The organism is Sporolactobacillus inulinus (assembly GCF_006539285.1).
Taxonomy (GTDB): domain Bacteria; phylum Bacillota; class Bacilli; order Bacillales; family Sporolactobacillaceae; genus Sporolactobacillus; species Sporolactobacillus inulinus.
Map to the genome: position 1 here is coordinate 46772 of NZ_BJMS01000023.1, position 6610 is coordinate 53381.

General features: G+C 39.7%; 12 protein-coding genes. 5 read left to right on the top strand and 7 right to left on the bottom strand.

Annotation, left to right across the window (positions count from 1 at the left end):
• Positions 1 to 53: 53 nt before the first annotated feature.
• The 6 genes from SIN01_RS04790 to SIN01_RS04810 all read right to left on the bottom strand — a co-directional run bounded on the left by SIN01_RS04790 (position 54) and on the right by SIN01_RS04810 (position 3103).
• Positions 54 to 890 (bottom strand): DMT family transporter, encoded by an 837-nt coding sequence (locus tag SIN01_RS04790; protein WP_010024969.1) that lies wholly within the window; start codon positions 888 to 890, stop codon positions 54 to 56.
• A 141-nt stretch (positions 891 to 1031) separates the two neighbouring features.
• Positions 1032 to 1298 carry a PIN domain-containing protein gene (locus SIN01_RS15355; RefSeq protein ID WP_237760142.1) on the bottom strand — a complete coding sequence of 89 codons (267 nt, stop codon included), beginning with the start codon at positions 1296 to 1298 and terminating at the stop codon, positions 1032 to 1034.
• Positions 1299 to 1345: 47 nt separating this feature from the next.
• The gene (locus tag SIN01_RS15360) at positions 1346 to 1618 is read right to left on the bottom strand and encodes a hypothetical protein (protein WP_010024967.1); all 273 of its coding nucleotides are present in this window, start codon (positions 1616 to 1618) and stop codon (positions 1346 to 1348) included.
• Positions 1602 to 2261 carry a helix-turn-helix domain-containing protein gene (locus SIN01_RS04800; protein WP_010024966.1) on the bottom strand — a complete coding sequence of 220 codons (660 nt, stop codon included), beginning with the start codon at positions 2259 to 2261 and terminating at the stop codon, positions 1602 to 1604. Before SIN01_RS04800 ends, SIN01_RS15360 begins: the two co-directional genes overlap by 17 nt.
• A gap of 174 nt (positions 2262 to 2435) precedes the next feature.
• Complete coding sequence (locus SIN01_RS04805; protein ID WP_010024964.1) at positions 2436 to 2846, bottom strand: type II toxin-antitoxin system death-on-curing family toxin; 411 nt, start codon at positions 2844 to 2846, stop codon at positions 2436 to 2438.
• Positions 2843 to 3103: an AbrB/MazE/SpoVT family DNA-binding domain-containing protein gene (locus SIN01_RS04810; protein ID WP_047034881.1), complete on the bottom strand. Its 261-nt coding sequence runs from the start codon at positions 3101 to 3103 to the stop codon at positions 2843 to 2845. The genes SIN01_RS04805 and SIN01_RS04810 overlap by 4 nt, the downstream gene beginning before the upstream one ends.
• Positions 3104 to 3392: 289 nt before the next feature.
• Here SIN01_RS04810 and SIN01_RS04815 point away from each other — a divergent pair, with 289 nt between their 5' ends.
• From SIN01_RS04815 to SIN01_RS04825, 4 genes are all read left to right on the top strand, one after another.
• Complete coding sequence (locus tag SIN01_RS04815) at positions 3393 to 3617, top strand: helix-turn-helix transcriptional regulator (RefSeq protein WP_010026561.1); 225 nt, start codon at positions 3393 to 3395, stop codon at positions 3615 to 3617.
• On the top strand, positions 3617 to 3910 hold the full coding sequence (locus SIN01_RS04820) for a hypothetical protein (protein ID WP_010026560.1): 294 nt from the start codon (positions 3617 to 3619) through the stop codon (positions 3908 to 3910). The genes SIN01_RS04815 and SIN01_RS04820 overlap by 1 nt, the downstream gene beginning before the upstream one ends.
• A gap of 131 nt (positions 3911 to 4041) precedes the next feature.
• Positions 4042 to 4197 carry a hypothetical protein gene (locus SIN01_RS14970; RefSeq protein ID WP_156994740.1) on the top strand — a complete coding sequence of 52 codons (156 nt, stop codon included), beginning with the start codon at positions 4042 to 4044 and terminating at the stop codon, positions 4195 to 4197.
• A gap of 3 nt (positions 4198 to 4200) precedes the next feature.
• Complete coding sequence (locus SIN01_RS04825; RefSeq protein ID WP_052766824.1) at positions 4201 to 4692, top strand: HAD hydrolase-like protein; 492 nt, start codon at positions 4201 to 4203, stop codon at positions 4690 to 4692.
• 107 nt (positions 4693 to 4799) lie between these two features.
• Here SIN01_RS04825 and SIN01_RS04830 read toward each other — a convergent pair whose 3' ends face one another.
• On the bottom strand, positions 4800 to 5369 hold the full coding sequence (locus tag SIN01_RS04830; RefSeq protein WP_010026973.1) for a TetR/AcrR family transcriptional regulator: 570 nt from the start codon (positions 5367 to 5369) through the stop codon (positions 4800 to 4802).
• Positions 5370 to 5558: 189 nt separating this feature from the next.
• Here SIN01_RS04830 and SIN01_RS04835 point away from each other — a divergent pair, with 189 nt between their 5' ends.
• Positions 5559 to 6266, top strand: a complete 708-nt coding sequence (locus tag SIN01_RS04835; RefSeq protein WP_010026975.1) for an SDR family oxidoreductase — start codon at positions 5559 to 5561, stop codon at positions 6264 to 6266.
• Positions 6267 to 6610 lie beyond the last annotated feature (344 nt).

Consider the following 6610-nt stretch of genomic DNA (forward strand, 5'->3'; position numbering starts at 1 on the left):
AATGAGCTTTTAAAAAGGGAATAGAATTTATTTATTTTCGACAAATGCCATAGTTAACACCGTTTATGAAATGAAATCAACTCATGATCACCAGATTTTTTATTGGTCAAATAGACGCCAAAAATCACAACGATTCCACCGATAACCTGAAAAAGATTAATCCCTTTTCCTAATAAAATACTGAGGATTGCGGTAAACACCGTAATCAAATTCAGAAAGATGCCTGCATGACTTGATCCCACGATGGGCACACCAATATTCCAGAATAACAGCGAACCCACAGAAGGGAAGAGTGCCAGATATAGAATACCAAGTGTTGTTGTCGGAGTAAATGGCCAGTTGAAATTTGAATAAATGAAAAAGGGCAGCATCAACAGTAAACTAAGGGCTACAGTAATAGCGGTTGCCCCGATCGGGGGTAGGCCTTTGATTCTATTACTGAGCAGCGTATAAAAGGTCCATGAAATGATCACCATTAGCATGATGGTATCCCCGGCATTGTAATCAATCGCAAACACGCGTAAAAGATTGCCATGCGTAAGAACCAGCAGCACACCAACCAGTGATACAACCAAGCCCAAAACATTTACTTTACTTAATTTTTCCTTTAATAACCAAGCTGCAAAGATCGCAATCATGGCCGGGTTGACCGAATTGATTAAAGCTGCGTCCAGAGATGTCGTAAAGTAAAGGGCATCATAGAGTAAAATATTGTAGCCTATGATTCCTAATACAGAAAGAATAAGTAGTACCTTCCATTCTCTTAAAATCGCTTTCCAATCCGGCTTTTCAATAATCTGTGCCAGCGGGAAAAGAATAATTGCTGCGATCAGCCAGCGTAAAAAATGATCTGAATAGGTTGCATGGCACCTATCACATATTTGCCACATACATAATTACCAGCCCAAAAAAGGTTAGCATGAATAAGAAGAACGACAGCCGTTGATCTTCTCAAAATACTTACCTCCTCGTGTTTATTATGCAAAATTTTTTGGTACCCTATCTGTGTTTTTATGATGTAGTTCGTGAATCTAGAGGCGATCCTTTGAAGGATTGATGAGCTGTTCATAGAAATCACTCGGGTGAATCCGTTTGATCGTGCCGATTTGTTCGGGAAAACGCTGGTGATTGGTTGTTACTATGTATTGACAATTTTCACGAATGGCTGTGACCCAAACATGAAAATCGTTTTGATCAAATACTGATAGCGGTTTGCTCATTTCTTGAGATTGAGCAATTTTTCTTGCTTCTTCTTCGGAACATTCGCTTAATTCTACAAGAACCTGTCCAATCGGCAAATTTTCTCTCATTATTGTTTCTGAACTGTAACGTCCAACCAAACTATTTACAGGCAACTTGGTATAATACTCAAAAATTGGATTTCATCAATCTCTGCAGGTGTATAGGCAACTCTGTTTGTTCCTTTTCCTAATCCTTCTAAAGCATGCTTCATGAATTCAAAGAGACAGACCCTTGAAAAAACCGGAATAAAAAGATCAGGATACCGTGCTGCCTTAAGAATTCTTCGATTAATCCCATCGACTCGAATTGCGCCGCACAGTACAGTTGTATCTATAAAAATTTTCGGTCGAATTTTTGCATTATAGATTAAATTCATCTACATCCCCACTTCGGCGATTTTTTTCGTCGATCCTCTGTAGAACGATCTCTGCTTGCTCATCTTGTTTGCTTGTGGTGATAAATGCATCGCGAGGAATTCGCCAATGTCCGCCTTCCGTTTGATATGCCTCTGAAAACTTTCCCTTTTCACAGAGTCGTCGAATCGTTTGATCGCTCAATCCTAGTTTTTCCCCGACCTCTTTAGGTGTATAAAAGGGTTTTGTTTCTTCTTTTAATGATGAGGTCATAATGGGTTGCGTATGTGCTGTTCGATTGATTCTGCGTTTTATTCTTCCTTGCTTCAATAATGAAACAGTGACCGCTTTTCTGAACTTTGGCTGATTATTTGCCGTCAATTGGATCAATCCGTCTATATATTCAGCTAATAAGTCATCATCAATCATCTGTTGTTCAGCAGCATTGTTTAACTTTTTTTCAAGCTGTTTCAACTGGTTTAATTCGTCTCGTTTTGGTAATTTTAGTGATCGGCTGGATAATTTAGGAAGAACAATACCGACTTGGCGAAAAGATCGTTCAATAGTGGCTTTGAGCACAACTTTTGCCTGTTGCCGATTAATTTTTGACAAGGTCCGAACGCTGTCCCACATTTCAATTTGATCGTAGTCTATTGTTCTCATCATCGCTTCAGCCTCCTTAACTTCATTATAACCGATTGTTTCCAAACAATTCAACAATCTCAATATTTTCAACACAAGTGTATAAAAAAACGGTCCTCACCTTATTAGGCAATAGACAGTTTTCCTGAATTATTCACCAATTATCGCTATAAAATCCATCTTTACTCTGCATGCACGCTAATCTTTCATTTTTCTAGAGTGCTTTTGAATCCATCTGCTGATTTCGCTAAGACTTATCTTGTTCTGTTGATCTGAGATTTTAACCGTAAAGGAGACTACATCATCTTTTTCCGCATCGAATTCAATCGCATTCTTTCCAAGAAAAGTCACCATTCCTACAAATGCTGTCCGCTTATTCGCATTATAGAACGCATGGTTTTGCGCGATACTTTGAAAGAGTGCTGCCGCTTTTTCATCGATTGTTGCATAAGCATCTTGCCCGAAAGCAGATTGCTTCGGACGATTCACTGCACGATTTAGTAAAAAGGGTTCCTTTACAGCGATCTGCTCCAATGGTGTATATCGCTTAATCAACACTGCGTTAATCAGGATCAACTCGTTTTCATTGATAAATAAAATGTGCTTCATTTATTTGCCAGTTCCTTAATTGCATCATCATATTGATCCATTACATCAGAGACGATCTGAAGAAATTCCGGCTCAATTCCTTTAGGTAGCTGGTTCATGTTCTGTTTCTTTATGGTCACTGTCCCGTCCGGCTGAAGTTCAAAGGCAACATGATCGCCTTGTTTTACACGAAGGTGGTTTAATACTTCTACTGGATAGGTCGATCCAAAGCTATTGCCCATTTTTATAATTTTTCGTTCCACGGTCGCACGCTCCATTGTACTCTTTTCCTCCTTGTTATTATATTCAACTGTACATACATTATAACAATATTATTACCTCGTTTTAAAATTTGTGACTCTTCAATGCGGTTAAGTTGCATCTCCTCGATAAAAATGACGACTTGACTGGAGATCGTGTAATAAAATAGCGCTTCAAATTCCATTGATTTTTTATAAAGAGGAAAAATCCAACCCAAAAAGTAAAATAAACTTGACATAAAGTAAAGTATTAGTTACAATAAGTAATGTTAACTTTACTTCGCGTGTCAGGAGATGAAAAATACTGATGAACGAAAAAAGTCAGCAATTAACGAATCGAATTGCTGTCTTGCGGGCTGAACGAAAAATGACTCAAAAAGAATTAGCTGAGAAAGCTGACGTAAGCAGACAAACAATCCTTTCGATTGAGAACAAAAAGTATTCCCCATCTTTAGTATTGGCTTTTAAAATAGCAAAGGCATTGAATGTTGATATAAACATGGTTTTTCAATATAAGGAGGAGAGCAACTAATGGAGAAAATTATCATGTTTACGAACAGCATGACCGTCGTGGCTTTTTTTGTGGTCATTGGTCTTGTACTTTCGGTTGCTAAAGAAGGCAAAGATGAACGTGCCGTGATCATGGCCTATCGGCTTTTTCGATTTTTGTTTGTATTCTTATGTGGTTTATTGTCCTTAATCATTCTTTTGACAAGCTGGAGAACTTTAGATTATGTAACTTTAAGGGTATGCCTCACAACATCAATGTCCTTAACCGTACTCGCTGGATTCGTTTATTGGCTGATCATTCGTAAGAAATATTAATCGCTCAAAATACTTAAGACATTTACTATACTTTTTTCAAACGTTAAGTAACCCGCTTAACTTCTGCAACCCTGCAAAAGTTGGCATTCTGATCATAAGCATCTAATACTAAACGACGAGGAGCGATAACATTGGCCGATATACTAACCTTTGATTGTTATGGAACATTAATTGACACTTCCACCTTTTGGGAAGAACTTGAGAAAATTGCTACAGAACATGGCATTAACAAAGCATTAATGGTCAATACGTATCGCAGTTTTGAAGAGCGTTTGATGTATGGCTAAGGTTTGTTTACTCCTTATAGTGATATTATCTATAAGGCTCTGCAATATTGCGAAATGGATTTAAGTGTTGGGGAGTTGACCGATCAATATGAGCGATTAATCAAGGTCCATAAAGAACTCTCGCCATTCCCAGAAGTAGTCGATGCATTGAAAACGTTGAAATCAAAAGGCTACCAAACGTCTATCATGTCAAACTCTGATTGGAATATTATGAGATATAACTTAAAATCACTCAAACATGATTTTGATTCGATCTATCTTGCTGAAGATTTACACGCTTACAAACCTCAACTAAGCTTTTATGAGCAGGTTCAAAATAAATTATCAAATGATTACCATGTACATATAGCGGCTGGTTTTTGGTGGGATATTGTCCCTGCACAAAGAATGAATTGGAGAAGGATTTGGGTAAATCGCCACTCTAAACTTGGACTCCAAAATTGCATGCCCTATCGTGAAGTCAAAAAGCTAGACGAAGTATTAAACTGTTTATAATATGAATTTTTATGGTGCAGTCCCACGGCCACGTGTACCGATCGATGGATAGGGACGGTTCGTACATTTGATCCATTACATCAGAGACGGTCTGAAGAAAGCCCGGCTCAATCGCTTTTGAGCAACATCCATACTTGCTTAGCCATATATTCAGGAGAGTGCGGCATCCGATTCAGAATCCACCATTCCAAGGTTCCTACAAAAGCTGATGCGATAAACTGGGTCAGGACTTGTTTATCTATAGTTTGATTATTGCTTGGCGTGATCGGTTTTTTTTGAATGACAGAAGCAAATATCTGCACCATTCGCTCACGGAAGACGGATGTTTTCTGACAAGAAAGCATGGAGGAGAAGAAAAGCGCATGTTCTTCAAAATAATGAAACAACGCTGCCAGTGATTCAGTAGCCTCGTCTACATTTGCTTTGTGTTCCGTAAAATGGGTAAAGACACAAGAATGAATCATGGCGTTTAGGTGACAGTCAATACATGCGTTCAGAAGGTCGTATTTATCCGCGTAATGCAGATAGATGGTGCCACGGTTGACGTCTGCCTGCTTCGCAATATCGTTTATGGTTATCCGTTCGAACGTTTTTTTCGATAGCAGTTCTAGAAAGGCCTGAGTTATGGCCGCTTGGGTTCGACGAATTCTTCTGTCAGTCTTTGCTGATGTTTCCATTTTTCGATTTTCCTCCTATTAATGAACAGGTCGCTTTGAAATGTTGATTAATCAACAGAAACGCCGAGATTAGCGATTGCTTTCACTCTGAGTCCCCTTATAATGATAATCAACGATAGTCTTTTATTCAACATATGTTCATTGATAAAACGATTGTCGTCATCCATTCAGATCAAGGAAGTGACCATTGTGAAAGAAAAGGATTCCAAGGTGATCATCATTACAGGCGCCTCAAGCGGCATTGGAGAAGTAACCGCCAAATTACTGGCCAAAAACGGAGCTAGCGTTGTACTAGCTGCAAGAAGGGAGGATCGCCTGAAAAGCATCGTCCATGCCATTGAGCAAACAGGTGGCCAGGCAGTGTATCGAAAAACGGATGTAACGTCACCAGAAGACATGAAAAAGCTTGCACAGGTCGCATTCGAGCGCTATGGACGAATCGATGTGCTTATTAATAATGCCGGCCTTCAGCCGCTTTCTCGGTTAGATACACTTAGAATTCAAGAGTGGGACGAGGCGATTGATGTGAATATAAAAGGCGTACTGCACGGGATTGCCGCCGTTTTACCAAGGATGCGGCGTCAGCAATCGGGGCATATTATCAATATTTCTTCACTTTTGGGGCAAAAGGTGATTCCGATGACTGCGGTATACAGTGCCACCAAATTTGCTGTTCGCGCCATTACAGAGGGCCTTCGTCAGGAAGAATCGCCAACGTCGAGGATTCGAGCGACTAGCATATCCCCCGGGATGATTGATACGGGCGTACACGACAATCCCGAATGGCCGAGTATTTCCCCAGACCGTGTCGCTGCAGCCATTGCCTACGTGATTGATCAGCCTGAGGATACCACGATTAACGATATTCTGATAAGACCAACACTGCAAACGATTTGAGGCCAACCATCGCGAACAATGCGCTGACAAATCCGATCTGCAGACAGACGTAAAAAAGTTTTGTACCTATCAGACACACTAAAAATTGACCCTGTTGCCCGTTGAATTAAAAATGAAGGACGGAACACCCGAAGTGGATTTTTATTAACCTTGCCTCGGGTGTTTGAAATTGACCGAATCCTTGTTGCATCGCCAATCGTTTTTGATTAATCATGATCTATATCCCCCAGTGAGCATGAATCTGAAAAAAAGCGGGATTGTTCGATCAATCCACTGGATCAATTGGAAACAGCGCTTTCCTATCAAAACAATTTCAACATTTTCAACACATACATATGATAAAA

Excerpts from the sequence above, each read along its gene's own strand:
- SIN01_RS04830 (WP_010026973.1), bottom strand. The coding sequence starts at position 5,369 with ATGGAAACATCAGCAAAGACTGACAGAAGAATTCGTCGAACCCAAGCG.
- SIN01_RS04790 (WP_010024969.1), bottom strand. The coding sequence starts at position 890 with ATGTGGCAAATATGTGATAGGTGCCATGCAACCTATTCAGATCATTTT.
- SIN01_RS15360 (WP_010024967.1), bottom strand. The coding sequence starts at position 1,618 with ATGAATTTAATCTATAATGCAAAAATTCGACCGAAAATTTTTATAGAT.
- SIN01_RS04820 (WP_010026560.1), top strand. The coding sequence starts at position 3,617 with ATGGAGAAAATTATCATGTTTACGAACAGCATGACCGTCGTGGCTTTT.
- SIN01_RS04805 (WP_010024964.1), bottom strand. The coding sequence starts at position 2,846 with ATGAAGCACATTTTATTTATCAATGAAAACGAGTTGATCCTGATTAAC.
- SIN01_RS04815 (WP_010026561.1), top strand. The coding sequence starts at position 3,393 with ATGAACGAAAAAAGTCAGCAATTAACGAATCGAATTGCTGTCTTGCGG.
- SIN01_RS04810 (WP_047034881.1), bottom strand. The coding sequence starts at position 3,103 with ATGGAGCGTGCGACCGTGGAACGAAAAATTATAAAAATGGGCAATAGC.
- SIN01_RS04800 (WP_010024966.1), bottom strand. The coding sequence starts at position 2,261 with ATGATGAGAACAATAGACTACGATCAAATTGAAATGTGGGACAGCGTT.